Origin of the sequence: Sphingopyxis flava (assembly GCF_900168005.1) — a bacterium.
GTDB classification, from domain to species: domain Bacteria; phylum Pseudomonadota; class Alphaproteobacteria; order Sphingomonadales; family Sphingomonadaceae; genus Sphingopyxis; species Sphingopyxis flava.
In genome coordinates, this window is sequence record NZ_FUYP01000022.1 from 15248 (window position 1) to 41082 (window position 25835).

The following is a 25835-nucleotide window of genomic DNA, read 5'->3' on the forward strand; positions in this document are numbered from 1 at the left end:
TAAGGAGCGCGGCGCAGCTTGGCTATGCCTTTGTCAATCAAAACGCTTGGCGCAAAAGAAAGGGGGAGCCGAGGCTCCCCCTGAGACGCCTTGGCTCAGGCGCCCATCTTCTGCTCGAGATTTTCAACGATCGCCTCGAAGAAGCCTTCGGTGGTCAGCCAATTTTGATCGGGACCGATCAAGAGGGCGAGGTCCTTGGTCATCTTGCCGCCCTCGACGGTCTCGACGCAGACCCTTTCAAGGTCGCTTGCGAACTTCACCAGTGCGGCATTGTCGTCGAGCTTGCCGCGGTGCTTGAGGCCGCCGGTCCAGGCAAAGATCGACGCAATCGGGTTGGTCGAGGTCGCCTTGCCCTGCTGGTGCATGCGGTAGTGGCGGGTAACCGTCCCGTGCGCGGCTTCCGATTCCACCGTCTGGCCGTCGGGGGTCATCAGCACGCTCGTCATAAGCCCAAGCGAGCCGAACCCCTGCGCGACCGTATCCGACTGGACGTCGCCATCGTAATTCTTGCAGGCCCAGACGAACTTGCCCGACCATTTGAGCGCCGAGGCGACCATGTCGTCGATGAGACGATGCTCATAGGTGATGCCGAGTTCGTCGAACTTCGCCTTGAATTCGGTCTGGTAGATTTCCTCGAAGAGATCCTTGAAGCGGCCGTCATAGGCCTTGAGGATCGTGTTTTTCGTCGAGAGATAGACGGGCCACTGGCGCGCAATGCCGTAGTTCAGGCTCGCGCGCGCGAAGTCGCGGATCGAATCGTCGAGGTTGTACATGCCCATCGCGACGCCCGACGAGGGGAACTGGAACACTTCCTCGTCGATCACGGTGCCGTCCTCGCCTTCGAACACGAGACGCAGCTTGCCGGGGCCCGGGACGCGGAAATCGGTCGCCTTATACTGGTCGCCGAACGCGTGACGGCCAACGACGATCGGGTCGGTCCAGCCGGGAACGAGACGGGGGACATTCTTCATCACGATCGGTTCGCGGAAGACGACGCCGCCAAGGATGTTGCGGATCGTGCCGTTCGGCGACTTCCACATCTTCTTGAGGCCGAATTCCTCGACGCGCGCTTCATCGGGGGTGATCGTTGCGCACTTCACGCCGACGCCATGCTTCTTGATCGCGTTCGCGGCCTCGACGGTGATCTTGTCGTCGGTGCGGTCGCGTTCCTCGATGCCGAGATCATAATAATGAAGGTCGATATCGAGATAGGGCAGGATGAGCCGCTCGCGAATCCACTGCCAGATGATCCGCGTCATTTCGTCGCCGTCGAGTTCGACGACGGGGTTGGCTACCTTGATCTTGCCCATATGCGTGCCTTTTCCTTGGGGAGTCGAATTGCAGCGGGCCTTAGGCAATGCCGTCCGATTGATCAACTCTCCTGACCCAGCGGCGCAGCGCGCCATCCGGGGGGGGCGAATGTCGGGGCACCGCCCGCGGGGCTTTCCTGGAAGTGACCGCGCCGCGAATTCGCGGCGCCGTGTGTCTTTTCAGGGTGGAACTCAGCCCTCGCCTTATTCATTGTCAGTGCCAAGGTCGCACCGTAGAAGAGCCCGCATGTCCACAACCATATCCTCGAACCGCCCCGGCGGCGGCATCAAGTGGCGCTGGCCTTCGATTCACCCCGAGGGGCGCAAATTTCTGTTGATCGCTGCGATCGTTACGCTGTGTTTCTGGCTGCTCGGCTGGGAAATCGCCGGCTGGCTGATGCTGGGGCTTACCATCTGGGTCGGCGCTTTTTTCCGCGATCCTGAACGCGTCACGCCGGTCGGCGCCGAATTTGTCATCGCGCCCGCCGACGGGCTGGTGACGCAGATCGCCGAAGTCGCACCGCCGCCCGAGATTGCGGGGCCCGATGGCCTCGGCGAGGCACCGCTGCTGCGCGTGTCAATCTTCATGAGTGTCTTTGACGTCCACATCAACCGCACGCCCGTCGCGGGCACGCTGCGCAAGCTTGCCTATATTCCGGGCCGTTTCGTCAATGCCGACCTCGACAAGGCAAGCGAGGATAATGAACGCCAGCACTTCCTCGTCGAACGTGCCGACGGCCTCCGTATCGGCTTCACCCAGATTGCGGGCCTCGTCGCGCGCCGGATCATGCCTTTCGTCAGCATGGGGACCGAGCTTTCGACCGGCCAGCGTGTCGGCCTCATCCGCTTCGGAAGCCGCGTCGACGTCTATCTGCCCGCGGGCACGACGCCGCAGGTGCTGCTCGGGCAGCGCACGCTGGCGGGGGAGACGATCATTGCACGGATCGGCGAGGGCTCGATCCTTGAGGGCGTCGGACAATAATGGCCGAAGCTGAGCTTATGTCCCCTTCAGAGCCGGGGCGCGGCATTCGCGGCATTCCGCTGCGCGCCTTTGCGCCCAATGCGATCACGGCGCTTGCGCTCTGCTTCGGGCTGACCGGGGTACGCTTCGCGATCGGCGGGGAGTGGGACAAGGCGCTCGCCGCGGTCATCTTTGCCGGGGTGCTCGACGGGATGGACGGGCGCATCGCCCGGCTCCTGCGGGCGCAGAGCAAGTTCGGCGCCGAACTCGACTCGCTTTCCGACGTGATTGCCTTCGGGGTGGCGCCGGCGATGATCCTGTTTCTCTGGTCGCTCGCTGACGCGCCGAAGTTCGGCTGGACGGCGGCGCTGGCGCTTGCCGTATGTTGCGCGCTTCGCCTTGCGCGCTTCAATTCGCGAATGGAGGCCGATTTCCAGCCGCACAAGTCAGCCGGCTTCAACACAGGCATTCCCGCCCCTGCCGGGGCGGGGCTCGCCTTCGTTCCCGTCTATCTTTGGCTCGTGACGGACCATGAGCTGTTCCGCGCCTGGTATGTCGTGATGCCCTGGGCGCTTGGCGTTGCCATGCTGATGATCTCGGCGATCCCGACCTACAGCTGGTCGTCGATCCGCCTGCGCCGCTCATGGCGGCTGTTCGCGCTTGCAGGTGTTGGACTTCTCGGCGCCGCACTTGTCACAGCGCCCTGGCCAACCTTGCTCGCGGTCTCGACTCTTTATCTTGTGCTCTTGCCATTCGGGATCGCAAGCTATGCGAAGGTCAGGCGGCGCGGCTCAGCGGCGAGCGAACAGGCATAGCGACCCCGACCGGACGCGGCGCATCGCGGCGAGCCTTCGCGCGGCGGAGCGCTGCCGCCCGCGTCACCGGACCGGTCTGCGGCCCCGCGTTGATCGGGAAGGCGCCTTCGCCAGCGAGCGCGGAAAGGATCGCCTCGCCATTCATCTTCAGCATCCCCAATATCACTGCGATGCCGAGCCCGGCGGCGATGGCGAAAAGGAGAGCAGCGGCGATCTGAAGCATGAGCCATGTCCTTCTTGAGGGCTTTTCAGGCGGCCCGCCCCTTCGACGATTCCGCACGGGCCTTGTTCCTGTGTTCTCTATTTGTTCTCAACGATATTGAGACGAACGGTTCTATATCATCGATGAAGCGAGTGTATTCGGCTTTTCGCCGTGGAAGGCGGGCAGCGCAATCCGGGGTGCCAAAGCTGTGCGCCGCGGGGCTTCGGGAGACGAGAGACGGCGAGTGCCCCCGCGCAAATCCGCTCTCTGCCCCTTGCCTTTCCTAGCAAACGCGGCTAACGGGCCGCCCATTCCACATGGAAGGCGCACATACCGGTGCCGGGCTATCCCTCAGCGGAGACCCTGGTTCTTGCCTTTCAGAGGACTAACCGGAAGGAGAAAGACTATGGCGACCCCTGTCGTCACGATGCAGAATCTTATCGAGGCCGGCGCGCACTTCGGCCACCAGACCCACCGTTGGAACCCGCGCATGAAGCCGTACATCTTCGGCGCGCGCAACGGCATCCACATTCTCGACCTCTCGCAGACCGTGCCGCTCTTCGCCCGCGCGCTCGACTTCATTTCGTCGACGGCTGCTGCGGGCGGCAAGGTGCTGTTCGTTGGCACCAAGCGCCAGGCGCAGGGCCCGATCGCTGACGCGGCGCGTGCGTCGGGCCAGCATTTCGTCAACCACCGCTGGCTGGGCGGCATGCTCACCAACTGGAAGACGATCTCGAACTCGATCAAGCGCCTGAAGTCGCTCGAGGAACAGCTTTCGGGCGACACCTCGGGTCTCACCAAGAAGGAAGTGCTCAACAAGACGCGCGAGCGCGACAAGCTCGAGCTCAGCCTTGGCGGCATCCGCGACATGGGCGGCATTCCCGACGTGATGTTCGTGATCGACGCGAACAAGGAAGAGCTCGCGATCAAGGAAGCCAATGTTCTTGGCATCCCGGTCGTTGCGATCCTCGACTCGAACGTTTCGCCCGACGGCATCGCCTTCCCTGTGCCCGCTAACGACGACGCAGCGCGCGCCATCCGCCTCTACTGCGATGCGGTCGCCCAGGCGGCGACCCGTGGCGGCCAGCAGGCCCGGGCGGACCGCGGCGAGGACCTCGGCGCGGCGGTCGAACCCGTCACCGAGCCCGCGCTCGCCGAAGAGGCTCCCGCCCCGGTGACCGAAGATGAGCAGGTTCCGGCCGAAGCTGCTGCCGAAACCGAACGTCAAAGCGACGCCTAAGGGCGCGCTGGCATGACGAGGCGGCGCGCAGCGATGCGCCGCGCGCCGCCTTGGTCATCATTTGACTTATTCCCCCGCCACGCATGCGGGGCAGATCGCAGGCTGCAACCGGGCCTGCCGTATTTGGAAAGGATATAACCATGGCTGAGATTACGGCCGCTCTCGTCAAGGAACTGCGCGACCGCACCGGCGCAGGCATGATGGACTGCAAAAGGGCGCTTGCTGAAAATAACGGCGACATCGAGGCGTCGATCGACTGGCTGCGCACCAAGGGCCTTGCTGCCGCCGCCAAGAAGGCCGGCCGCGTCGCCGCCGAAGGTCTCGTTGGCGTCGCCACCGACGGTACCAAGGGCGCGATGGTCGAGGTGAACAGCGAAACCGACTTCGTCGCCAAGAATGAGCAGTTCCAGGGTTTCGTCCGCGACGTGACGCAGGTTGCGCTTAGTGGAAGCATCAGCGACGCCGAAGCGCTCGGCGCCGCCGCCTATCCCTCGGGCGGTACGGTCACCGAGGCGCTGACCCAGAATATCGCCACGATCGGCGAGAATCAGTCGCTGCGCCGCGCTGCGATCCTCTCGGTCGGCTCGGGCGTCGTCACCGGCTATGTCCACAATGCGGCGGCCCCCGGCCTCGGCAAGATCGGCGTCCTCGTCGCGCTCGAGTCGAGCGCTGGCGCCGATGTGCTCGAACCGCTTGGCAAGCAGCTTGCGATGCATGTTGCGGCCGCGAACCCGCTCGCGCTCAACGGCGATGATCTCGACGCCGACCTCGTTGCGCGCGAACGCGCGATCGCCGAGGAAAAGGCCGCGCAGTCGGGCAAGCCCGCCGAGATCGTGTCGAAGATGGTCGACGGCACGATCGCGAAGTTCCGCAAGGAAAATGCGCTGCTGTCGCAGCCCTTCGTGATCGACGGAAAGACCCCGGTCGCCGAAGTCGTCGCCGCCGCCGGCAAGGACGTGGGCGCGACGATTACCCTGAAGGGCTTTGTGCGCTTCCAGCTCGGCGAAGGCATCGAGAAGGAAGAGAGCGACTTTGCAGCCGAAGTCGCCGCTGCCGCCGGCCGCTGATCGAAAAGCAAGGGCTGCCGCGCTGCCAGGCGCGGGAGCCTGCTTGGCAATGGCGCGCACTCTCACTAGGGTGCGCGCCATTCGCATATTGTGCCCCCATCGATAGAGGTTCCCCCATGGCATTGCCCGGCCTGAAACGCATCTTGCTCAAACTGTCGGGCGAGGCGCTGATGGGCTCCAGCGCTTTCGGGATCGACCCCGACACGGTCGCCAGCATGGCCGCCGAGGTGAAGGCGGCAAAGGACCGCGGACTCGAGATCTGCCTCGTCATCGGCGGCGGCAACATCTTCCGCGGCATGGCTGGTGCGGCCAAGGGCATGGACCGCGCTCAGGCCGATTATATGGGCATGCTCGCGACCGTCATGAACGCGCTCGCGATGCAGAATGCGCTCGAGCAGCTTGGTGTCCAGACGCGCGTCCAGTCCGCGATCGAGATGGACAAGGTGTGCGAGCCGGTGATCCGTCGCCGCGCCGAGCGCCATATGGAAAAGGGCCGCGTGGTGATCTTCGCCGCCGGCGTCGGCGCCCCCTATTTCACGACCGACAGCGGGGCTGCACTCCGCGCTGCAGAGATGAAATGCGATGCGCTTCTGAAAGGCACCAGCGTCGACGGGGTCTATAATGCCGACCCGAAGAAGGATACGTCCGCGACCCGCTACGACCGGCTGACCTATGACCGCGTCCTTGCCGACAATCTGAAGGTGATGGACGCGAGCGCGGTGGCGCTCTGCCGCGACAACCATATCCCGATCGTCGTGTTCAACATTCGCGAACCCGGCAATCTCGCGCGCGTCCTGGCTGGCGAAGGTGTCGCCACAGTGGTCGGCGACGCTGCCGGCAACGCCTAAGAGAGGAATGAAAAATGGCGAAATATGACAAGGCCGATCTTGAACGCCGCATGCACGGCGCGGTCGAATCGCTGAAGCATGATCTGGCGGGTCTGCGCACGGGCCGCGCGCATGCCGCCCTGCTCGATCCGGTGACGGTCGAGGTCTACGGCGCGCACATGCCGCTCAATCAGATTGCATCGATCAGCGCGCCCGAACCGCGCATGCTCACCGTGCAGGTGTGGGACAAGTCGAACGTCGGCCCCGCAGACAAGGCGATCCGCTCGGCGGGTCTTGGTCTCAATCCGATCGTCGATGGACAGATGCTGCGTCTTCCGATCCCTGAAATGACGCAGGAGCGACGTAAGGAGCTCTCGAAGCTCGCTGGCCAATATGCTGAAAAGGCGCGTGTTGCCGTGCGCAATGTCCGCCGTGACGGCATGGACAATCTGAAGGCCGACGAGAGCAAGAAGGAAATCAGCGAGGACGAGCGCAAGCGCCACGAGACCGAGGTGCAAAAGCTCACCGACGCGACGATCGCGGAGATCGACGCTGCGGCCTCGGCGAAGGAAAAGGAAATCCTGGGCTAGTGATTTTCCGGCGCCCGCCTTTTTGGGTACGCATCGCGCGAAGCCGAGACCCGCGTTGGACCAGTGCCAGGTCAAAGAACATCCCCGCGCCGCTCGGCGCGAAGGGGATTTGAGGCCGCGCGATGTCGACAACTGACCCTCGTGCCCGCCATGTCGCCATCATCATGGATGGCAATGGCCGCTGGGCCAAGAAGCGGCACCTGCCGCGCGTCGCCGGCCACCGCGCGGGCGTGGAGGCGGTGCGAAAGATCGTGCGCGCAGCGGGCGACCTTGGCCTTGAGGCGCTGACCCTTTACGCCTTTTCCTCGGAAAACTGGAAGCGGCCCGAAGAGGAAATCAACGACCTCATGGGGCTGATGAAGCGCTTCATCCTGAGCGATCTTGATGAATTTGCGGCCAATGATGTCCGGCTCAAGGTCATCGGCAATTGGCGCGCGCTCGCCCCCGATGTCGTGGGGCTCATCGAGAATGCGCTTTCGCGGACCGCGGGCAACAAGCGCACGACGCTCGCGGTGGCGCTCAACTACGGCGCGCAGGACGAACTCGTGCGCGCCGCGCGCGCTGCGGCGGGGGAGGGTGCGATCACCGCTGAGGCGATCGAGGCGCATCTCGACACGGCCGACCTGCCGCCGCTCGACCTCCTCATTCGCACCTCGGGCGAGGTGAGGCTCTCGAACTTTCTGCTGTGGCAGGCCGCCTATGCCGAGCTTTATTTCACCGACTGCCTGTGGCCCGACTTCGCTCCGGCCGATCTTGCGGCGGCGCTCGATCAATTTGCGCGGCGCGAACGCCGCTTTGGAGGTTTGTAGGATGGCGACGGCGGCAAAATCGGACCTTGGGCTGCGCATCGTATCGGCGCTTGTGCTGTTCGCGATTGCCGGCGCAGCGCTCTGGTTCGGCGGCTTTGCCTTTGCCCTGCTTCTGCTTGTCGGGGGCGCGCTCGTGCTCGTCGAATGGTTCGCGCTCGTGCGCGCGATGGCGCTTGGCAGCGGTGCCAGGGGAGCGCTGATGATCGCGGGGCCGTTTCTCGTGCTCGGCGCGATCGCGGGGCTCTGGTTCATTCGCGAGCGCCTCGGCGTCTCCGCGGCGCTCTGGGTGTTCGGCATGGTCTGGGCGACCGATATCGGGGCCTATTTCGCGGGGCGCGCCTTCGGCGGCGCACGCCTTGCGCCCAAGATCAGCCCGTCAAAGACCTGGTCGGGGCTGATCGGCGGCATGGTGGCAGCGCTCATCGCCAGCGCGACGATCGGCGACCGCGCCGGCATTATCGGGGTTCCGCTCTGGATCGGCCTCTTCATGGGGCTGCTCTCGCAGCTTGGCGATCTTGGCGAAAGCTGGATGAAGCGCCGCGCGGGCGTTAAGGATTCAGGCAAGCTCATCCCCGGGCACGGCGGCCTCTTCGATCGCGTCGACGGGCTGCTGCCGGTCGCGCTGCTCCTCGGCGCGCTTGCGCTGTTTGGGCATGTCACCGTCCGGGCGGCGATCTGAGATGAAGCGCCGTCTCTCGCTCTTCGGCGCCACGGGCTCGGTCGGGCGCTCGACGCTCGACCTCGTCCGCGCGGACGGCGAGGCGTGGTCGCTGTCGGTGCTCACCGCGAACAGCGACGTCGCTGAACTGGGAAGGCTTGCACGCGAGTTCCGCCCGACACGCGCAGTCATCGCCGATGAAGCGCGCTTTGGGGATCTCAAGGAGGCGCTCGCCGGCACCGGTATCGAGGTTGCGGCAGGCACCGAGGCTCTCGTTGAGGCGGCGAATGAGCCGACCGATCTTGTCATGGCGGCGATTGTCGGCTGCGCGGGGCTCGCCTCCACGATGGCGGCGCTCGAGGCCGGCCACGATGTCGCGCTCGCCAACAAGGAGGCACTTGTCTCCGCGGGCGAACTCATGACGGCCGCAGCGCGCGCGTCGGGGGCGACGATCCTGCCCGTCGATTCGGAACATAATGCGATCTTTCAGTGTCTCGCGGGCGGCCGTCTCAGCGAGGTACGGCGGATCATCCTGACCGCGAGCGGGGGCCCCTTTCGCGCGATGAGCGCCGCCGAGATGGCGCATGTCACCCCCGCACAGGCGGTTGCGCACCCCAATTGGTCGATGGGCGCGAAGATCAGCGTCGATTCGGCAACGATGATGAACAAGGGCCTTGAACTTATTGAGGCGCATCATCTTTTTCCCATTGGCCTCGAGCGGATCGAGATCCTCGTTCACCCGCAGTCGGTAATCCATTCGATGGTGGAATATATCGATCGTTCGATCCTCGCTCAGCTTGGCTCGCCCGATATGCGCATCCCGATCAGCAGCGCGCTCGCCTGGCCGCGGCGCATGGAAACGCCGTGCGCTCCGCTCGATCTTGCCGCGATTGGCCGGCTCGATTTCGAGGCGCCCGACGAGGCGCGCTTTCCCGCAACCGCGCTCTGCCGCGCAGCGATTGCGGAGGGCGGGGCGCGCCCGGCGCAGCTCAATGCCGCGAACGAGGTCGCCGTCGGCGCCTTCCTTGCGGGGCGCATTTCCTTCCCTGCGATCATCGACACCGTACGCCGTGTGGTCGACGCTGCGGCCCCGGCCCGTCCGGGCTCGCTTCAGGACATATTCAGCGTCGATGCCGCATCGCGCGCGGCGGCGCAGCAATTTGTGGACCAATGTGAACATGTCTGACGTGCCTTTCTGGCTTTATGTCGTCGCCTTCCTCCTCGTGCTGGGACCGCTCGTCTTCGTGCATGAATATGGCCACTATATCGTTGGCCGCTGGTGCGGGGTGAAAGCCGAGACCTTTTCGATCGGCTTCGGCCGCCGGATTGTCGGGTGGCGTGATCGGCGCGGCACCGAATGGAAGATCGGCTGGCTCCCGCTTGGCGGCTATGTCCAGTTTGCAGGCGACCGCGACGCGGTCAGCCAGCCCGACGCCGAATGGCAAAATCTGCCTGACGCCGAGCGCCTGCAAAGCTTTCCTGCCCAGCCGGTCTGGAAGCGCGCGCTGATTGTCGCGGCGGGGCCTTTCACCAACTTTATCTTCGCGATCCTGATCCTCGCGGGCTTTGCGGCGCTGAGCGGCGTGCCCACCAATCCTCCGGTCGTCGGATCGGTGATAGCAGGCTCGGCCGCGGACGAGGCGGGCCTGCGTCCAGGAGACCGGATTGTCGCGGTCGACGGGCGGTCGATGGACCGCTTCATGGACATTCCGATGGCGGTTGCGCATCGGCCCGGCGAGACGATGGACATCCGTTTCGCGCGGGGCGGCAGCGAGCAGACGATCCGGCTGACGCCGCGGGCCGTCAAGGAACAGGACCGATTCGGCAATGTCTTCGAGCGCGGGCTGATCGGCATCGGGCCGGGCGAGGTCGTCTTCGAGAAGGTTCCGCTTCTCGAGGCGCCGCTCGTTGCGACGCGCCAGACAGGGCAGATCATCCGCCAGACCTGGGAGGTGCTCGGCCAGCTTCTCACGGGCAACCGGTCGATCAAGGATATGAGCGGGCTGGTGAAGATCGCGCAGGTGTCGGGCGAGGCTGCGAGCCTCGGCGCCCAGCAGCTTGTGTTCCTCGCCGCGCTCATTTCCATCAATCTGGGGTTCATAAACCTCTTGCCATTGCCCATGCTCGATGGTGGCCATCTGCTCTTTTACGGCTATGAAGCGCTCCGGCGGCGCCCGGCGTCGCTCGAAGTGCAGGAATGGGCATTCCGGTTCGGCTTTGCGGCGATCGTGACCTTGATGTTGGTCGTGACTTTCAACGATTTGGCCTCAATCGGGGTATGGGACGGGATCGCGCGCTTGATTGGATAGGCGGACTGGTGCAGGAGTGCGCGCCAACCCGCTGCTAAGCGGGTTGATCGCTTTCGGGTTATTTTGGCGGGATGAACAGCGTGGCTTCACACAATTTCAGGGCGCGGACGCAGCTGTCGGCACTCCTAATGGCAGGAACGATGCTGGCGTGGCCCGCCGCACCGCTTCTGGCCCAGGAAACCGCACCGACGCCGCCTCCCGCCGTGCCGACCCTGGCAGTGCCTGCGCCCGAGGCCGTCCCGACGGCCTCGACGATCCGGTCGATCACGGTCACTGGCAACCAGCGCCTTGAATCCCAGACGATCCTCTCATATCTCCGCCTGCGCGTTGGCCAGTCCTATGACCGCGCAACGCTCGACCAGGCGCTGAAGGATCTTGCAGCGACCGAGCTCTTCAAGGATTATCAGATCACCGACGACGCCGGCGCTCTGACGATCCAGGTCACCGAAAACCCGGTGATCAACCGCGTGATCCTCGAGGGGAACAAGCGGCTCAAGGAAGAGAAAATCCGCCCCGAGATCAGGCTTGCTCCGCGCCAGATCTTCACGCGTTCGAAGGTCCGCGCCGACGTCGCGCGCATCATCGAGCTCTACAAGCGCCAGGGCCGTTTCGCCGCGACCGTCGAACCCAAGATGGTGCAGCTCGACCAGAACCGCGTCGACGTGGTGTTCGAGATCAACGAGGGGCCGAAATCGAAGGTCCGCCAGATCAACATCATCGGCAACGAGAAGTTCAGCGACGGCGACATCAAGGACGAGATGGCGACAAAGGAGACGGGGCTTTTGACGATGCTGTCGTCGAACACCACCTACGACCCCGACCGCCTTGCCTACGACCAGCAGAAGGTGCGCCTCTTCTACCTGCAGAACGGCTATGCCGACTTCCGCGTGATTTCCGCGGTCGCAGAGCTTACGAGCAACAAGCAGGATTTCATCATCACCTATGTCGTCGAGGAAGGCGAGCGCTACAAGTTCGGCGAGGTGAACCTCGAGAGCAGCCTGCGCGACTTCAAGCCGGAAACGATGAAGACGATGCTGCCGATGAAGACCGGTGACTGGTACAATGCCAAGCAGGTCGAGGACACGGTCGAGCGCCTCAGCGAGACCGCCGGCCTGTTCGGCTATGCCTTTGCCGACATCAACCCCGAGTTCCGCCGCAACCCCGAAACGCGGACGATGGACATCACCTTCAACGTTGCCGAAAGCCCGCGAACCTACGTGGAGCGGATCGACGTCAATGGCAATACGCTGACCCAGGACAAGGTGGTCCGCCGCGAATTCCGCCTCAACGAAGGCGATGCGTTCAACAGCTTCGCGGTGAAGCGCACCGAGGGGCGCATCAACAGCCTTGGCTATTTCCAGGAAAATCTGGAGGTCCAGCGCAAGGAAGGCAGCGCGCCCGATCGCATCATCCTTGAAACCAATGTCGAGGAGAAGCCGACTGGTGAGCTCTCGCTTTCGGCGGGCTTCTCGTCGATCGAAAGCTTCCTCGTGCAGGCCTCGATCCGCCAGCGCAACTTCCGCGGCAAGGGGCAGCAGCTGCAGGCCTCGGTCAACTATTCAAGCTATTCGAAGTCGGTCGAACTCGGCTTTACCGAGCCCTATCTTTTCGACCGCAATATCTCGATCGGCGGCAGCGTCTATCGCCGCGATCTCAATTCGTTCAACTTCATCAACAACGACCGCCGCACGACCTTCGAGCAGACCACGACGGGTTTCCAGATCAATGTCGGCGTGCCGCTCACCGAATATATGTCGGCGTTTGGGCGCTACAGCCTCAATTTCGACGATGTGTCCCTCGATCGCAGCATCTATTATTTCGGCAACGAGTGCGACCCGCTGGTGGCGGGCCGCTATCTTTGCGACGCGATCGGCAAGCGGACGACTTCGCTCCTTGGACTTACGCTCGCCTATGATGATCGCGACAATCGCCTGCGTCCAACGCGCGGCCAGTCCTTGTCCTTCAGCCAGGATTTCGCGGGTCTTGGCGGCAGCGTCAAATATGTTCGCAGCCGTGCATCGGCGAGCAAGCACTTCAATCTCGGTAGCCGTTTCATTCTCAATCTTTCGGCGGAAGGCGGATACATCTATCCGCTCGGCGGCCGCCCCACGCCGTCGAGCGACAAGGTCCGCCTGACCGACCGCTTCTTCCTCGGCGAGCCCCAGATGCGCGGCTTCGACATTCGCGGCCTTGGGCCGCGCGTGATCCGCTACAGCAATGTCGATATCAGCGACCCCGCCAATCCGGTTCTCGACACGACGATCAACCGCAACCAGCTCATCGACGACGCGCTGGGCGGGCGCGCTTATTATCAGGGCCGCGTCGAGATCGACATTCCGCTCGGCTCGGGCGCGAAGGAAATGGGGCTGCGGCCTTCGGTCTTCCTCGACGTGGGCTCGGTCTTCAACGTTCGCCGCCCGCAGCTTACGACGCTTGCGGATTTCCGCGATCCGTCAGATGGCCTCACCAAATATCTGTGCCGCAATGCCTCGACAGGCACCCAGCAGTTCGGGACGCAGGCCACGGGCTCCGACGGTACACCGAGCGGCAGCTACAGTGTCTGCCCCGAAGGCTTTTCCTCGCTCGCCCCGTTCGAGGAACGCTTCTATGGTGACACCTGGATGCCCCGCGTGTCGATCGGTGCGGGCGTCAACTGGAATTCGCCTTTCGGTCCCTTCCGGATCGACTTCGCTTACGCCCTTCGCAAAGAAGAGGGCGATGATACGAAACGCTTCTCATTCAATGTAGGAACTCAATTCTGATGAAGAAAATTTTTGTCGCTTCGGCGCTGGCGCTTGCCGCGCTGTCGGTTTCGCCCATGACCGCAGCGCCCGCCGCTGCCCAATCGAAGACCGGGATCGGCATCGCCGACCTCGATGTGGCGACGACGCGCTCGAACGCCTACCAGACCGCGCTGAATCAGATCCGCACCACCTACAAGGCGCAGATCGATCAGGTCGAGGCGCGCGATCAGACGCTGGGCGCAGAGCTCAACGTGCTGCGCGCGAGGGCGAACGAAGAAGCCAAGAAGACCCCGCAGAACAAGGCGGCTCTCGATGCCGCGGTCAAGGCATTCCAGGACAAGTCGGCCGCAGCCCAGCGCGAGATCGCGCAGATGGCGCAGCCCTATGAACTCGCGCGCGCCTACGCGATCGACCAGATCACCGTGCGTCTCGACGATGCGGTCAAGGGCGCGATGACCAAGCGCAAGGTCGATCTGCTCCTCAACTATGACCAGCAGGTCGTTCTCGCGGCGCAGCCGCCGGTCGATATCACCGATGCGATCATCGCTGAACTCAACACGCTGGTGCCGAGCGTGTCGATCGCCGTTCCTGCCGGCTATCAGCCGGGTCAGCTGATGCAGCAGAAGAACCAGGCGCTCATTAACGCCGCCCGCGCGCAGCAGGGTCAGGCAGCACCGGCTGCGACGACGCCGGCGACCGGCACGCCGCCGACCACGCGCTAAGGCGATGGCAGAGGGAAGCGAGGATAAGGCTGCTCTGGGCCCGGCGGACATCCGCCGGGTCCTGGCGCTGCTGCCGCATCGCTATCCGATGCTGCTTGTCGACCGGGTGGTCGCGATGGAGAAGGACAGCTCGATCCACGCGATCAAGGCCGTGACGATGAACGAGCCCTTCTTTCAGGGACATTTTCCCGGCCGGCCGATCATGCCCGGTGTCCTCATCGTCGAGGCGCTGGCGCAGGCCGGCGGCGTCCTCGCGATTGAATCGCTGGGGCTCGCAGGCTCAGGCAAGCTGGTCTACTTCATGGGCATCGACGGGGTGAAATTCCGCAAGCCTGTCGAGCCCGGCCATCTTCTCGACCTCCACGTCACCATCCTTCAGGCGAAGCGGAACATCTGCAAGTTCGAAGGGCGCGCGATGCTGGATGGGCAGCTCGCGACCGAATGCCAGTTCACCGCGATGATCGCGGATCCGCCCGCGGATTAAGGCGCCCTTGCAAATTATTGCGTTCGCCGTTAGGGGACGCCGCTTCGCGGCCCCCCGACGGGAAAGCATCGACTCAGCGGCTGGTCGGAAACCAGCGGCACAGGAGCTTTAGAGATGAAAAAAGACATTCACCCCGACTATCACATGATCACGGTCAAGATGACCGATGGCACCGAGTATCAGACGCGCTCGACCTGGGGCAGCGAGGGCGATGTGATGACCCTCGAAATCGACCCCACCGCGCACCCGGCGTGGACCGGCGGTCAGGGCCGCATGCTCGACACGGGCGGCCAGGTTGCCAAGTTCAACAAGCGCTTCGGCGGCCTGACGCTCAAGCGCTGATTGCGCACTCCCGGGCTTGGCCGGGAGGAGCTATTCCAGAAGTTTTGCAAGCGCGCTTTGCCAGCCGGCAAGGCGCGCTTTGCGTATGTCTGCCTCCAGCGCGGGGGTGAAGCGCGTGGTCTGTCCGCGCATCGCCTGCGCCGCGCTTAGAAGATCGGGGTAGAGGCCCGCGCCGGTCGCGGCGAGCATGGCGGCGCCAAGCGCGGTGCTCTCGATGAAGTCGGGCCGCTCGACGGTGAGGTCCAGCATGTCGGCAAGATCCTGCGCCATCCAGTTGTTCGCCGCCATGCCGCCGTCGATCCTCAGGTCGGCCCAGTCGACGCCGTCGGCGGCAAAGGCGGTTTTGAGATCATGCGCCTGATAGGCCTGCGCCTCGAGCGCGGCGCGCGCCACATGCGCCTTGCTGCTCGCAAAGCTGAGCCCGGAGAGCGCGGCGAGCGCCCCGGGCTGCCAGTGCGGCGCCCCGAGGCCCGAGAGTGCGGGCACGAGATAGACGCCGCCATTGTCGTCGAGCGAGCGGGCGAGCCCTTCGCTCTCGCCCGCGCTTGCGAGAAGGCCGAGCCCGTCGCGGAGCCACTGGATAAGGCTGCCCGCGACGAACACCGAGCCTTCGAGCGCGTAGGATCGCACATCGCCTTCCTGGACGAGCACGGTGGAAAGAAGGCGGTTTGCCGAATAGGGCCGGCGCGTTCCGCTTGCCGAAAGGATGAAGGCGCCGGTGCCGAAAGTCGCCTTGGTCTGCCCGGGGGCAAGGCAGGCCTGGCCGATCGTCGCGGCTTGCTGGTCGCCCGCCATGCCGCAGATCGGAATCGCGCCGCCGAAGAGCGCGGGATCGGTCGTCCCGACGCTCGTCGTGCAGCCGGCGATTTCGGGAAGGAGCGCCATTGGAACGCCGAAAAGGTCGCAAAGTTCTGCATCCCAACCCCCTGCGCCGTCGATGGCCATCAGCAAGGTGCGCGAGGCATTGGTCGCATCGCTCACATGGACGCCGCCGGTCAGGCGATAGACAAGATAGGATTCGATCGTTCCTACCGCGAGACGGTCTCCTGCCTCGCAAAGCTGCGGCCAGTTTTTAAGCGCCCAGCCGATCTTGGTTCCAGAAAAATAGGGATCAAGAAGAAGGCCGCTTTTTGCCTGCACTGCCGCCTCATGGCCTCCCTCTTTCAGCGCCATGCAGTCGGCGGCGGTGCGCCGGTCCTGCCAGACGATCGCGGGGGCGAGGGGCTCGCCGGTCTTGCGGTCCCAGAACACCGCCGTTTCGCGCTGGTTGGTTATGCCGATCGCTGCGATCCGAGCCGCGCCGCCCGCCTTGTCGATCATCGCGCGGGTGCAGGCGAGGGTGGCCTTCCAGATTTCGGCCGCATCATGCTCGACTAGCCCGGGGCCCGGGTAATGCTGACGGAACTCGCGCTGCGCGCTGCCGAGGGGCGTGCCGTCGGCGGCAAAGAGCATCGTGCGGGTGGAGGTCGTGCCCTCGTCGATGACGATGATATTCTCGGTCACTCGCTGGTCCCCTCGTCGCGCCCTGCAGAGCCTGGTTGGGCCCCGCCTGTCTCTTCCCCCGCACGATGCAGAAAGAAGGGCCCCTCGACAAGGTCGGCGCGATATGGGGCGCAAATGTACAGACGATCGCATTGGACCGAGGATGGTGTGGCGAAGGCGCCGGGCCATCCGGAGCGCCTTCGCTTTCTCCTGCTTGAAATTTCCGGTCTGGCGGTTCGCGATACATTAGGGGGGGCTCAATGTTGCGGCTACTCGACCGAGTAGAATTATGACAATGATTTGCATGGGTTCCTGATATGTTCCATTTAGCCTCGCAGGCCGACCGTCATCGACTGTCTCCTTTCTGCGGACGAGCCACAGCGCGGCGGCGAACACTATCACCGCGCCGATGACGATGCCGATGTTGGCGCGACGGTTCGGGTACATCCGCCATATGAAACTGATCATGATGAGCGCCATGGTCGCGCCCATGACCACCGCCATCCAGGTTCGCGTCTGGCTGTATTCGACGTGCCCCAGCACGTACGTGTTTACATCAGTCCGAACATGACGATGGTCGATGTCGCGATCATGGCGGCGAAGCTGCGGTAGCTCATGCTCATGCCGCCGCGGTGTCCCGGATGTTTCGCTTCAGGTTCCAGCTTATTCATGGCGCGCTCCGATCTTCTCTGCAGCTTCAACGTGCGGACGCGGCTGAAGTGCTCAAGCCGCGATGCGAAGGCGCGGGAACGACATGACACCCGTTCGGATTGATCTCCAGTTGGAACTATTCGCCCCATGTGCCGGATCTCGAATACCTGAAGTATATAGTTGACTAGGCAATCACATCGGCATAGTTTCCTAGTCAACTAGAGGATCGCTATGCCTCCGACCCCACCCGTCTCGGACCTCACCGCGCACATTGGCTTCTGGATGCGCATGGTGTCCAACCACGTGTCACATGCCTTCGCGGCCAAGCTTGCCGACAGGCGAGTGACGGTCGCCGAATGGGCCCTGATGCGCGCGCTCTATGGCAAGGAGCCAATGCCGCCCAGCCGGCTCGCCGACGCGATGGGCATGTCGAGGGGCGCGATCACCAAGCTCGCCGACCGATTGATCGCGAAATCGCTGATCATGCGCGAAGCCAGTACGGCCGATGGTCGGGCACAGACGCTCGCGCTGACGGCACGCGGTAGCGCCCTCGTGCCGGATCTGGCCGCGCTCGCCGATCTCAATGATGCCGAATTCTTCGGATGCCTCACCCCGGACGAACGCGAAACGCTGGGACGTCTCCTGAAGAGCCTGGCCCAACGCGGCAACATGACCGCAACCCCGCCCGAATGATCGCGATCCACCTCACCCACGGAGACGCCACTATGAATGAACAGCAGAAAGCCACTGCCGGAACCTGCCTTGCGGCAGCCGACGGGAACACCATGACCTTTCCACAGATCGTGGGAACGTTGATGGAAGCCGGGTTCGAGAGCTATGCGATCGACTTCCGACGGGCGACCGCAACCTACTACCTGCCCGACGGAGAGAGCCTCGAGCTGCCCGCGCATCGGGTCGATGCCCCCGTTGCACCGGCGTTCGACACCGCGCGCATGCAGGCTGCGATCCGGGAAGCGCAGCAACAGGTCCCCGGCTACACCTACAGGGGCTTCTGCGAGAAGGCCGCCTTGTCGGGCTGCGCCGGCTACATCGTGTCGTTCTCCGGCCGTCGCGCCTTGTACATCGGGCGCACCGCCGAAATCCATGTTGAGCGCTTTCCAAATCAGTAGGCACGAGCCGCCGCCTGCCCAGATGGTGAGATGCGGATGGCAGTAACTTGCGGGAGCAATCGAATGGGTTTCAGACAATCCCGAGGCGATCGTGAGGATGAGCGCGGCCTAGGCGCCGTGGACAAATTCCGGTGAGCGCTGCTGCGCTCAGTCAGGGTTATTACGTTTAGCCGCTTTGACTGCCCAGCGCACGAGAAGGCCGACCCCGATGGCGACAATCGCGGTGGGCAGTAGGACTTGGGTTAGAAAGCCCTTCTTGCACGTGGTGTCCGGTGCGCAGTCGCCCAATGCATCGGCGAGTAGGAGGAACATGAAGACGGGCACGCCCAAGATAGCGGAGGCTATGCATCCCCAACGGCCTTCGACCGTCGCCCCGCCTTTATATCCGCCGTCGCTCATTGGCATTGGATAGCCCAATGCCCTGCCCACGCAAAGAAGCCCAACCATCTGGATCCAAGTACCCGATTGACGCGAGCCGGTGACATTGATTCAAGGCTGCTTTTTGGGAGGCAGGTTTGAGCCGGGGCGATCTGACTGAGACGGAATGGCGTGTTCTGAAGGGCTTGTTGCCAATCGAACCAGAAAATCGCGGCCGAGGCAGACGCCCCGAGCAGAACCGCTCCATCATCAACGGCATTCTCTGGCGGCTCCGATGCGGAGCGCCGTGGCGCGACGTGCCGCCTAAATATGGCAGTTGGAACACCATCTATCGGCGGTTTCGACGATGGAGCGAAGCCGGGGTCTGGGAAACGGTCGCCGTGACACTCGCCGAGGTCATGGCAGACAGCGGCCACTACAGCATCGACAGCACCACCGTTCGCGCCCATGTCTCGGCAGCGGGCGGAAAAGGGGGACTCATCGACGCGCTCTTGGCCGCTCGCGGGGCGGGTTCACCAGTAAACTTCACTGCCTGGCTGATGCCCATGGAAGACCGCTCGCCTTCCATCTGACGGTCGGCGAGGCAGCAGACTGCAAAGCCTATGACGCCCTGATCGGGCTGCCCGAGCGCGCGCCCAACGCCCTGCTTGCCGACAAGGGCTACGATGCCGATGCGATCCCCGCCGACCTTGCCGAACGGAAAATCGAAGCCGTCATTCCGGGTAAGTCAAACCGACGTGTGAAGATCAAGCATGACCGGACGCTCTACAAGCAGCGCAACCGGATCGAGAGGATGTTCGGTCACCTCAAGATCAACCGCGCAATCGCCACCCGCTACGATCAACTGGCGGAAAGCTTCCTTGGTATGGTCCACATCGCCACCGCCAGATACTGGATCAAATTTGTCCACGCCGCCTAAAAGCAAGCGCCGAAATCGGGCTGTCACGGGAAACTTCCAGTCAGTTTTAGCACAGCCTGGGGGTCTCCCCGCAGAAGGGGTCGGACGAGACGAAGGGCTCGGAGGCAGGGGAAGGCTTCCCCCCCATGTCATCGCGCCAATCTCATCGCAGGTGCGGCATAGTGCAAATCCGCAACCCCCGCGGATGTCAGAATTTCCGATGATACAATTCCTCGGATAATAGCGTCCATGTCCCGAGGGTTCGCATCGCTCCCGAAGTCACATCCAGCCGATGCGCCTCTTTGCTTAGAGAAGCGGGACAGCAAGCCCCAAGGGCGTGGTCTGCGTCGTGTGCCCATGCCTGGCTCGGCCGCGGACCTCATCTCAACTCTGTTTGCTAGTTTCTTAAAATGCGATGAAAGGGGTATAAAATGGCCCATCCGGCGCAACTCTAGGACGCACGCCAGTCAACTCGGAGACTTCGTTTCCAGCAGGGGTTTGTTGACAAAAACGCGCTAGAAGGGCAATTTACTACCCTCTATCTAGCAGAATCATAGACAAATGAAGCCTCGCCAGCACAAGACCGCCAGCTTCCTGTCGGCTCATCCGGTTTTCACGCGGGCTGAGTTTGCGGCGGCCTTCGGTCATCCGCCGAGCGCGGCCAATGTCACCAGCCTGCTCAGGCATCATCTGCGAGCCGGCAACATCAAACGGGTCAGCCGCGAGGTGTTTGCCGCGGTGCCGGCGCATCTGGCGGCGGAGCGGATGGTGATCGACCGCTTTGCCGCGGCGAGCAAGCTGCGCCCCGATGGCGTTCTGGGGTTTCACTCCGCGCTCGAGCTGCATGGCATAGCCTATTCGGAGTTCAGCGAGGTCCAGCTCATCAGCGCCGGGCGGGCCGAACGTGTGGACCTGCCGTTTGGCGCGTGTCGCTTCGTTGCTCCGCCGAAGGCGCTGGTGGTGGCCGGCCAGGCTGACTGCCTGACCATGACCATGGATCGGCAGGGGGTGGCGGTCCGTGTGACCGCCGTCGAACGCACGGTCGTCGATGTCCTGCACCGGCCGGATATCGCCGGCGGCGCCGAGGAGGTCCTGAAGTCGCTGGACCTGGTGCGCTATCTCGATCCGGCGAAGGTTGCCGACTATGTCGAGCTGCTAGACAACCGATCGCTCGCCTCCGTTGCTGGCTGGTGGCTCGAGAAGCGGCGTGATGCGTTCGGCGTCATCGACGATGTTCTGACACGCCTTCGGGCGCGGCTTCCGCGCTCGAAGCATTATGCGCTGGGCGCCGAACCCGGTCGCGCCGTACTCGTCGCGCCGTGGCGCGTACTTCTCCCGCCCCAGGCGGTTGACGCCGCTTTTGAGGGCGTGTGATGGTCGCGTCGCGAGAAACGCTTCAGGACATCGCGGCCGAGCGCCAGCTTCAGCCTGCGACGCTGGAGCGGGTGATCCGGCTGATCGACATTCTCGATGCCTTCGGCGCTGACCCGCTGATCGGGCCGCGGATCGCTTTGAAGGGCGGCACGGCGCTCAACGTCTTCCATTCCGATCTGGATCGCCTCTCGGTCGATATCGACGTCAACTATGTCGGCGCGCTCGACAAGGAGCAGATGGACGCGGACCGGCCGGGATTGGAAGACCGGATCGAGCGCTTGATGGAATCAAAAGGCTATGCCGCGCGGCGTGAGCCGTCCGAGCATGCCGGCGGCAAATGGATATACCGCTACGCTTCCGCGCTTGGCGGGGCGGGGACCCTCGAGATCGACATCAACTATCTCTATCGCGGCCCCCTCTACGGGGTGGACCGCATGCCGTCGGTGACGATCGGTTCTTACCAGGCCACGAATGTGCCGGTTCTCGATATCCACGAGATCATTGCCGGAAAGATGGTCGCACTGGTCACGCGGCGTACCGCACGCGATCTGTTCGATGCCCACCGGATCATCGCCATGCCGGGTCTCGACTGGGCGAAGATCAAGGCGGCGACCTTGATGATTGGCGCCAGCGCCAAGAGCTTCGACTGGCGCACGGCCTCGCCGGACGGGATCGGATGCGAGGTCGGCGACATCACCGGCAAGCTGACCATGTGCCTGCATGATCGGTATTTCGATGCCTTCGGTGGCCCCGCAGCCTGGACCGAGAGCGTCACGGCCGAGTGCCGAGAAAAGCTCGCGCCGCTGTTTCAGTTCGCGGCCGGGGAGAGAGCGTTTCTGGACGGCGTGCTTGATCGGGGTGAGATCGACGCGTCTGCTCTCGAGGCGCCGGAGACCGTGCGCGCCGCGATCGAAGCCAGTCCGGCTCTGCGGTGGAAAGCACAGAACGTCAAAGCCTGGAAGTCCGGCGAGAAAGCGCTGGCGCCAAGAGCGCGACGAGCGGGGCGGTCACGCGGCGAGGCCAAGTGAACACTGAAGCGGATAGGAAAATTCGTGGTGCCGCGCCTGCAAGCGGCCGGTTGGGAAGGCGCGCCGCACGCGATCAACGAGCAGCGAACCTTCACCGATGGCCGCGTGATCTTCGTCGGCGGCAAGGCGAAGCGCGGCCGCCAGAAGCGCGCCGACTATCCGATCGCGATCGCCGAGGCCAAGGCGGCCTAAAAATCCGCGACCGACGGCATGCAGCAGGCGAGGGACTATGCAGAAATTCTCGGTCCGAAATTTGCCTATCGCGTCCACCGCCTCCTCACGGACTATGATGCGGCGGGCATGGTGCGGCGCTCTCGGCGCGTGCGAGCCGCAAAGCGCCCGGGCGCGGCGCGAACGCCCTTCCGGAGATTTTGGCAGTATCTTGCAATCGGGTGCGACATCTGCCATATGATTGTGCAGCGCAGCATGGCGGGTACACCGCCGCAACACCGGCAGCGTGATTTTCCCGCCCGAGACAGGCGCGGGACGAGCCGGAAGCGCTTTTGTCCCCTGAGGCACCCTTTCACGCGGGTCGTTTCGAACCCGCCCGCCGCGTGCGGCCGTTCTTCGGCGCGTTCGCGGCCTGTATGTGAGTATGAAATAATATGGAATTCAAGGACTTCGGCCTCCACGCCGACATCGAGCGCGCGCTCGCGGCCAAGCGTTACAGCCAGCCGACCCCGATCCAGGAGCAGGCGATCCCCGTCCTGCTCAAGGGCCGCGACCTTTGCGGCATTGCGCAGACCGGCACCGGCAAGACCGCGGCCTTTTCGCTCCCCTCGCTCGACTATCTGCTGAGCAATCCCAAGCGACCCGCGCCGCGCGGCTGCCGCATGCTTGTTCTTTCGCCGACGCGCGAGCTTGCAGCGCAGATTGCGCAGAGCTGCCGTGATTATGGCCGCTTTACGAAATTCAGCGTCACGACCGTTTTCGGCGGCGTACCGATCAACCGGCAGATCCGCGACCTTGCGCAGGGCGTCGACATTCTCGTCGCCACGCCCGGCCGCCTGCTCGACCTCATTGACCAGCGTGCGCTTCGCCTTGCGGATGTCGAGATTTTCGTCCTCGACGAGGCCGACCAGATGATGGACATGGGCTTCATCCACTCGCTGCGCAGGATCGCCAAGCTTCTGCCGGAAGAGCGCCAGAATCTCTTCTTCTCGGCGACGATGCCCAAGGAGATTGCGGCGCTCGCGCAGCAGTTCCTCAATGATCCGGTCACCGTCTCGGTGGCGCCGCAGGCGACGACCGCCGAAAAGGTCCGCCAGCAGGTGACCTTTGTCGAGCAGAAGGAAAAGCAGGCGCTCCTCCACCATGTGCTGAAGAGTGAGGAAATCGACCGCGCGCTCATCTTCACGCGCACCAAGCATGGCGCCGATCGCGTCGTGCGCCACCTTGCGGGTGCCGGGATCCAGGCCTATGCCATCCACGGTAACAAGAGCCAGGCGCAGCGGACGACCGCGCTCCAGGCCTTCCGTTCGGGGCAGGTGCGCCTGCTCGTCGCGACCGACATCGCCGCGCGCGGCATCGATGTCTCGGGTGTGAGCCATGTGATCAATTTCGAGATCCCGAACGTGCCCGAGCAATATGTGCACCGCATCGGCCGCACCGCGCGCGCCGGGGCCGAGGGGCTTGCGATCAGTTTCGTCGCGCCCGACGAAAAGGCTTATCTGCGCGATATCGAACGGGTGACGCGCACCCGCGCCGAGCCCGTCAAGCTGCCCGACGGCTTTTCGGAAATGGTCCGCAATCTTCCCAAGCCGGCCCAGCCGCCGCGCAACACCGGCGGGAAGGGCCGCGATCCGCAGCGTCAGCGCGAAGAAGCGTTGCGCAGGAAGGGCGAGGGGCAGCGCGATGCAGCGCACCGCGGCCCGCGCCGCGAGGCGCAAGCCGGTGACGGCGCGCAGCAGCCGCAGCGCAAGCGGCGTTTTCGTCCGCGCCGCAGCGGCGTTGGCGCGCACAAGAGCGCGGTGACGCGGGTCGGATAATCCCTTCGCACCCGCTCCTTCCGCTCGCGGCCGAGCTTGCCCATTCCTCAGTCTTTCCCTAGCGTTACGCGAGTGAAAGAAGGGCCCGGGGGCAAACTCGGCCGCGAACGGGAGACGCGCATGGCCGGGCAGGACGCTGACGTAGCCACGACAAGCCGGCAGAGCGAACGCAAGGTCATCCTGGCCTCTTCGCTCGGCACGGTCTTCGAATGGTATGATTTCTACCTCTACGGTCTGCTCGCGACGATCATTTCGGCGCAGTTTTTCTCGGGCGTCAATGAGACCACGGGTTTTATCTTCGCGCTAGCAGCCTTTGCGGCCGGCTTTGCCGTGCGCCCGTTCGGTGCGCTCGTCTTCGGCCGGATCGGCGATCTTGTCGGGCGCAAATATACTTTCCTCGTGACGATGGGGCTGATGGGCCTCTCGACCTTTCTCGTCGGCGTCCTCCCGAGCTATGCGGCGGTGGGCGTCGCGGCGCCGATCCTGCTTGTTCTGCTCCGGCTCGTGCAGGGGCTTGCGCTCGGCGGCGAATATGGAGGCGCTGCGACCTATGTCGCTGAACATGCGCCCGAAGGGAAGCGGGGTCTCTTCACGAGCTTCATCCAGACCACCGCAACGCTTGGCCTCTTCGCCGCATTGCTCGTCGTCATCGCAACGCGCTTTCTCGTGGGCGAGGCGGCCTTCGCCGCCTGGGGGTGGCGCATTCCCTTCCTCATCTCGGTCATTCTCCTTGGCGTCTCGCTGTGGATTCGCCTCCAGCTGGAGGAAAGCCCCGTTTTCCGGCGAATGAAGGAAGAGGGGACGACCTCCAAGGCGCCGCTCACCGAAGCCTTTGGCCGCTGGTCGAACCTCAAATGGGTGCTCGTGGCGCTGCTCGGCGCGGTCGCGGGGCAGGCAGTCGTCTGGTACACCGGGCAGTTCTACGCGCTCTTTTTCCTCGAAAAGACGCTGAAGATCGATGGCGCGACCGCGAATATCCTGATCGCCATCGCGCTGGCGCTCGGCACGCCTTTCTTCATCGTCTTCGGCTGGCTGAGCGACCGGATCGGACGCAAGCCGATCATCCTTCTCGGCTGCGCGCTTGCGGCGCTCACCTATTTTCCGGCCTTCCAGATGCTGACAGCGGCCGGCAATCCGGCGATGGCGGCAGCCCAGGCGCGCGCTGCGGTCACGGTCACTGCCGATCCTGGCGTCTGCTCGTTCCAGTTCGACCCGGTCGGCAAGAACAAATTCGAGCGCACCGGCTGCGATATCGCCAAGGCCGCTCTCGCCAAGGCCGGGGTCAGCTATGACAGCGTGACGCGCGAGCGTATCACGGGCGCGCCCGCGCATGTCCGGATCGGCACACGCGAGCTTGTCGCGCCCGAACCGTGGCGGCTGGCGGAAGAGGCGCGCGGCGATGCCGCCGAAGCCTTTCGCCGCGAGCTTTCCGCTGCGACTGGAGAGGCGGGCTATCCTGCGGCCGCCGACCCCGATGCGATCGACAAGCCGCGCGTCGTTGCGATCCTCTTCTGGCTCGTCCTCCTCGTGACGATGGTCTATGGCCCGATCGCAGCGCTTCTCGTCGAACTTTTTCCAAGCCGCATCCGCTATTCGGCGATGTCGCTTCCCTATCATATCGGCAATGGCTGGTTCGGCGGCTTCCTGCCCACGACCGCCTTCGCGATGGTCGCAGCGACGGGGAACATCTATTATGGTCTTTGGTATCCGATCGGAGTTGCGCTGCTGACGCTGGTCGTGGGCTTGCTCTTCCTTCCCGAAACGTTCCGCCGCTCCATTCATTGAGCGCGCCGATTGACCCCGCCGGAGCGCCCGCTAGGGTCAAG

25 protein-coding genes and 1 pseudogene are annotated in these 25835 nt (G+C 64.0%); 22 read left to right on the plus strand and 4 right to left on the minus strand.

The annotated features are described in order from the left end of the window. Nucleotides 1–95: 95 nt before the first annotated feature. Nucleotides 96–1310 carry an NADP-dependent isocitrate dehydrogenase gene (locus B5X69_RS15330; protein ID WP_079639530.1) on the minus strand — a complete coding sequence of 405 codons (1215 nt, stop codon included), beginning with the start codon at nucleotides 1308–1310 and terminating at the stop codon, nucleotides 96–98. A 247-nt stretch (nucleotides 1311–1557) separates the two neighbouring features. Between B5X69_RS15330 and B5X69_RS15335 the strand changes: the two genes are divergently transcribed. Both B5X69_RS15335 and B5X69_RS15340 read left to right on the plus strand, forming a co-directional pair. Continuing rightward, complete coding sequence (locus tag B5X69_RS15335) at nucleotides 1558–2292, plus strand: phosphatidylserine decarboxylase (protein ID WP_079639531.1); 735 nt, start codon at nucleotides 1558–1560, stop codon at nucleotides 2290–2292. Continuing rightward, the gene (locus tag B5X69_RS15340; protein ID WP_245798768.1) at nucleotides 2292–3086 is read left to right on the plus strand and encodes a CDP-alcohol phosphatidyltransferase family protein; all 795 of its coding nucleotides are present in this window, start codon (nucleotides 2292–2294) and stop codon (nucleotides 3084–3086) included. Before B5X69_RS15335 ends, B5X69_RS15340 begins: the two co-directional genes overlap by 1 nt. On the opposite strand, the gene B5X69_RS15345 is transcribed toward B5X69_RS15340, so the two are convergent. Beyond that, on the minus strand, nucleotides 3049–3309 hold the full coding sequence (locus B5X69_RS15345) for a hypothetical protein (RefSeq protein WP_079639532.1): 261 nt from the start codon (nucleotides 3307–3309) through the stop codon (nucleotides 3049–3051). The two genes, B5X69_RS15340 and B5X69_RS15345, sit on opposite strands and share 38 nt — an antisense overlap. Nucleotides 3310–3694: 385 nt before the next feature. On the opposite strand from B5X69_RS15345, the gene rpsB reads away from it, so the two are divergent. The 12 genes from rpsB to rpmE all read left to right on the plus strand — a co-directional run bounded on the left by rpsB (nucleotide 3695) and on the right by rpmE (nucleotide 15080). Continuing rightward, nucleotides 3695–4528, plus strand: a complete 834-nt coding sequence (gene rpsB / locus B5X69_RS15350) for a 30S ribosomal protein S2 (protein ID WP_079639533.1) — start codon at nucleotides 3695–3697, stop codon at nucleotides 4526–4528. 140 nt (nucleotides 4529–4668) lie between these two features. Further along, the gene (tsf, locus tag B5X69_RS15355; RefSeq protein WP_079639534.1) at nucleotides 4669–5595 is read left to right on the plus strand and encodes a translation elongation factor Ts; all 927 of its coding nucleotides are present in this window, start codon (nucleotides 4669–4671) and stop codon (nucleotides 5593–5595) included. A 116-nt stretch (nucleotides 5596–5711) separates the two neighbouring features. Further along, the gene (gene pyrH, locus B5X69_RS15360) at nucleotides 5712–6443 is read left to right on the plus strand and encodes a UMP kinase (RefSeq protein ID WP_079639535.1); all 732 of its coding nucleotides are present in this window, start codon (nucleotides 5712–5714) and stop codon (nucleotides 6441–6443) included. A gap of 14 nt (nucleotides 6444–6457) precedes the next feature. Next, nucleotides 6458–7012: a ribosome recycling factor gene (gene frr, locus B5X69_RS15365; protein WP_079639536.1), complete on the plus strand. Its 555-nt coding sequence runs from the start codon at nucleotides 6458–6460 to the stop codon at nucleotides 7010–7012. A 122-nt stretch (nucleotides 7013–7134) separates the two neighbouring features. Beyond that, nucleotides 7135–7821, plus strand: coding sequence for a polyprenyl diphosphate synthase (uppS, locus tag B5X69_RS15370; protein ID WP_079639537.1), 687 nt, complete (start codon nucleotides 7135–7137; stop codon nucleotides 7819–7821). Between the two features lies 1 nt (nucleotide 7822). Beyond that, nucleotides 7823–8500, plus strand: coding sequence for a phosphatidate cytidylyltransferase (locus tag B5X69_RS15375; RefSeq protein WP_079639538.1), 678 nt, complete (start codon nucleotides 7823–7825; stop codon nucleotides 8498–8500). Between the two features lies 1 nt (nucleotide 8501). Continuing rightward, on the plus strand, nucleotides 8502–9665 hold the full coding sequence (locus B5X69_RS15380; protein ID WP_079639539.1) for a 1-deoxy-D-xylulose-5-phosphate reductoisomerase: 1164 nt from the start codon (nucleotides 8502–8504) through the stop codon (nucleotides 9663–9665). Next, entirely contained in the window at nucleotides 9658–10788 is a 1131-nt protein-coding gene (rseP, locus tag B5X69_RS15385; protein ID WP_079639540.1) for an RIP metalloprotease RseP, read from the plus strand. Before B5X69_RS15380 ends, rseP begins: the two co-directional genes overlap by 8 nt. Nucleotides 10789–10859: 71 nt before the next feature. Further along, nucleotides 10860–13550 (plus strand): outer membrane protein assembly factor BamA, encoded by a 2691-nt coding sequence (gene bamA, locus B5X69_RS15390; RefSeq protein ID WP_079639541.1) that lies wholly within the window; start codon nucleotides 10860–10862, stop codon nucleotides 13548–13550. Further along, nucleotides 13550–14254: an OmpH family outer membrane protein gene (locus tag B5X69_RS15395; RefSeq protein ID WP_079639542.1), complete on the plus strand. Its 705-nt coding sequence runs from the start codon at nucleotides 13550–13552 to the stop codon at nucleotides 14252–14254. The genes bamA and B5X69_RS15395 overlap by 1 nt, the downstream gene beginning before the upstream one ends. Before the next feature lie 4 nt (nucleotides 14255–14258). Continuing rightward, nucleotides 14259–14738: a 3-hydroxyacyl-ACP dehydratase FabZ gene (gene fabZ, locus B5X69_RS15400; RefSeq protein WP_079639543.1), complete on the plus strand. Its 480-nt coding sequence runs from the start codon at nucleotides 14259–14261 to the stop codon at nucleotides 14736–14738. Between the two features lie 114 nt (nucleotides 14739–14852). Beyond that, nucleotides 14853–15080, plus strand: a complete 228-nt coding sequence (gene rpmE, locus B5X69_RS15405) for a 50S ribosomal protein L31 (RefSeq protein ID WP_053554681.1) — start codon at nucleotides 14853–14855, stop codon at nucleotides 15078–15080. A 30-nt stretch (nucleotides 15081–15110) separates the two neighbouring features. Here rpmE and B5X69_RS15410 read toward each other — a convergent pair whose 3' ends face one another. Together B5X69_RS15410 and B5X69_RS21725 are read right to left on the minus strand one after the other, a co-directional pair. Next, complete coding sequence (locus B5X69_RS15410) at nucleotides 15111–16583, minus strand: glycerol kinase (RefSeq protein WP_079639544.1); 1473 nt, start codon at nucleotides 16581–16583, stop codon at nucleotides 15111–15113. A 225-nt stretch (nucleotides 16584–16808) separates the two neighbouring features. Next, on the minus strand, nucleotides 16809–17054 hold the full coding sequence (locus tag B5X69_RS21725) for a hypothetical protein (RefSeq protein WP_217699139.1): 246 nt from the start codon (nucleotides 17052–17054) through the stop codon (nucleotides 16809–16811). Nucleotides 17055–17444: 390 nt separating this feature from the next. Between B5X69_RS21725 and B5X69_RS15420 the strand changes: the two genes are divergently transcribed. The 8 genes and pseudogenes from B5X69_RS15420 (at nucleotide 17445) to B5X69_RS15465 (ending at nucleotide 25794) form a co-directional block, all read left to right on the plus strand. Further along, nucleotides 17445–17906, plus strand: a complete 462-nt coding sequence (locus B5X69_RS15420; RefSeq protein WP_079639545.1) for a MarR family winged helix-turn-helix transcriptional regulator — start codon at nucleotides 17445–17447, stop codon at nucleotides 17904–17906. A gap of 32 nt (nucleotides 17907–17938) precedes the next feature. After that, on the plus strand, nucleotides 17939–18343 hold the full coding sequence (locus B5X69_RS15425; RefSeq protein ID WP_079639561.1) for a DUF1398 domain-containing protein: 405 nt from the start codon (nucleotides 17939–17941) through the stop codon (nucleotides 18341–18343). A gap of 515 nt (nucleotides 18344–18858) precedes the next feature. Then, nucleotides 18859–19640, plus strand: a protein-coding gene (locus B5X69_RS21045) for an IS5 family transposase (protein ID WP_217699140.1) whose coding sequence is annotated in 2 segments (ribosomal slippage) — nucleotides 18859–19183 and nucleotides 19183–19640 — 783 coding nt in all. Because the reading frame shifts where the segments join, the coding sequence is not laid out codon by codon here. Nucleotides 19641–20180: 540 nt separating this feature from the next. Further along, nucleotides 20181–20993, plus strand: coding sequence for a type IV toxin-antitoxin system AbiEi family antitoxin domain-containing protein (locus tag B5X69_RS15445; RefSeq protein ID WP_079639548.1), 813 nt, complete (start codon nucleotides 20181–20183; stop codon nucleotides 20991–20993). Then, nucleotides 20993–22021: a nucleotidyl transferase AbiEii/AbiGii toxin family protein gene (locus tag B5X69_RS15450; protein WP_079639549.1), complete on the plus strand. Its 1029-nt coding sequence runs from the start codon at nucleotides 20993–20995 to the stop codon at nucleotides 22019–22021. The genes B5X69_RS15445 and B5X69_RS15450 overlap by 1 nt, the downstream gene beginning before the upstream one ends. Before the next feature lie 3 nt (nucleotides 22022–22024). Then, nucleotides 22025–22282 (plus strand): annotated as a pseudogene (locus B5X69_RS21560) (type I restriction endonuclease subunit R); the annotation flags it as partial. A 344-nt stretch (nucleotides 22283–22626) separates the two neighbouring features. Beyond that, nucleotides 22627–24009: a DEAD/DEAH box helicase gene (locus B5X69_RS15460; RefSeq protein WP_079639550.1), complete on the plus strand. Its 1383-nt coding sequence runs from the start codon at nucleotides 22627–22629 to the stop codon at nucleotides 24007–24009. A 120-nt stretch (nucleotides 24010–24129) separates the two neighbouring features. Further along, nucleotides 24130–25794, plus strand: coding sequence for an MFS transporter (locus B5X69_RS15465; RefSeq protein WP_079639563.1), 1665 nt, complete (start codon nucleotides 24130–24132; stop codon nucleotides 25792–25794). Nucleotides 25795–25835: the final 41 nt, after the last annotated feature.